This is a genomic window from Rhodococcus jostii NBRC 16295, from assembly GCF_001894825.1.
In the GTDB taxonomy this organism is placed as follows: domain Bacteria; phylum Actinomycetota; class Actinomycetes; order Mycobacteriales; family Mycobacteriaceae; genus Rhodococcus_F; species Rhodococcus_F jostii.
Window position 1 is genome coordinate 1 of record NZ_BCWY01000241.1, and the last position, 1,242, is coordinate 1,242.

1 protein-coding gene is annotated in these 1,242 nt (G+C 63.3%); it reads right to left on the reverse strand.

What is annotated here, in order from left to right; all coding sequences use genetic code 11:
- Positions 1 to 42: 42 nt before the first annotated feature.
- Positions 43 to 1,187, reverse strand: a protein-coding gene (locus RJ1_RS44960) for an IS3 family transposase (protein ID WP_143048972.1) whose coding sequence is annotated in 2 segments (ribosomal slippage) — positions 43 to 908 and positions 908 to 1,187 — 1,146 coding nt in all. Because the reading frame shifts where the segments join, the coding sequence is not laid out codon by codon here.
- Between the last annotated feature and the right edge of the window lie 55 nt (positions 1,188 to 1,242).

Below are 1,242 nucleotides of genomic sequence, written 5' to 3' on the forward strand. Positions count from 1 at the left end.
GGGGACTGCCCCCACCCTGGTTGACACACGGGGTGTGCAGTTTCAGGCCGCGTGTGCGGTCTGATGGAGCGTCTCATATTCGACGGGTGTCAGTCGACCGAGACCGCGTTGCCGGCGCCGCCGGTGGTAGGTCTTCTCGATCCACCCGACGATCGCCAACCGTAGTTCTTCACGGCTGCTCCAGCGGCGACGGTCGAGGACATTGCGTTGCAGCAACGCGAAGAACGATTCCATCGCGGCATTGTCACCACATGCCCCCACCTTCCCCATAGAACCTTGTAAACCAGTGCAGGCCAACAATTCTACGAACATTCCGGAACGAAATTGGCTGCCGCGATCGGAGTGAACCACGGTGCCGTGCGGGTTGCGGAGCGCGATGGCGTTTCGCAGCGCCGAACACGCCAGGTCCGCGGTCATCCGGTCGGCGATCGAATAGCCGACGATCCGGGTGGAGAAGCAGTCCTTGATCGCGCAGAGGTAGAGCTTGCCCTCATCGGTCCAGTGCTCGGTAATGTCGGTCAACCACAACCGGTCGGGCCGCTGGGCGCTGAACTGCCGCCTGACGAGGTCGTCATGAACCGGCGGCCCGGATCGGCGATGAAGTCCTCGCTTCTTGGCGAACACCGAGAAGATCCGCTGCTGCGAACACAGCCGGTGGACGCGGTTCTCGCCGGCGACGATGCCGTGGGTGGGTAGTTCGTCGGCGATGAACCGGTATCCGAACTCCGGGTCGCCGGCGTGGATATCGAGTGCGGCGTTGATCAGATGGGCATCGTCCCAATCCCGTCGGGACACGGGATCGGTGTTCCACTTGTAGAACGCTTGCCGGGAGAATCCCAGCACCCGGCAGGTCACCGCGACGGCGATACCGTCGGCGGCAAGTTCACGGACCAGCGGGAACATCATTTTGGGTTGACGTCCCTCGATAGGTAGGCCACCGCCCGACGCATCACCTCCGCTTCCTGTTCGAGCAGCCGGATACGTTTGCGGGCCTCGCGGAGCTCGTCGGATTCGTCTCGTGTGAGGCCGGGTCGGGTGCCGTCCTCGATGTCGGCCTTGCGCAGCCAGTTCTTCAGGCAAGTCTCGGAGATCCCGAAATCTTTCGCGATCTGCTCCAGCGGGGCTTCGCGTTTGCGGGCCACGGCGACGACGTCGCGGCGGAACTCCTCGGGATACGGCTTCGGCATGTCGATCATCCTTCCACCGTGAGGGCAGATCCCTCACAGGTCAGGTGTCAACCAG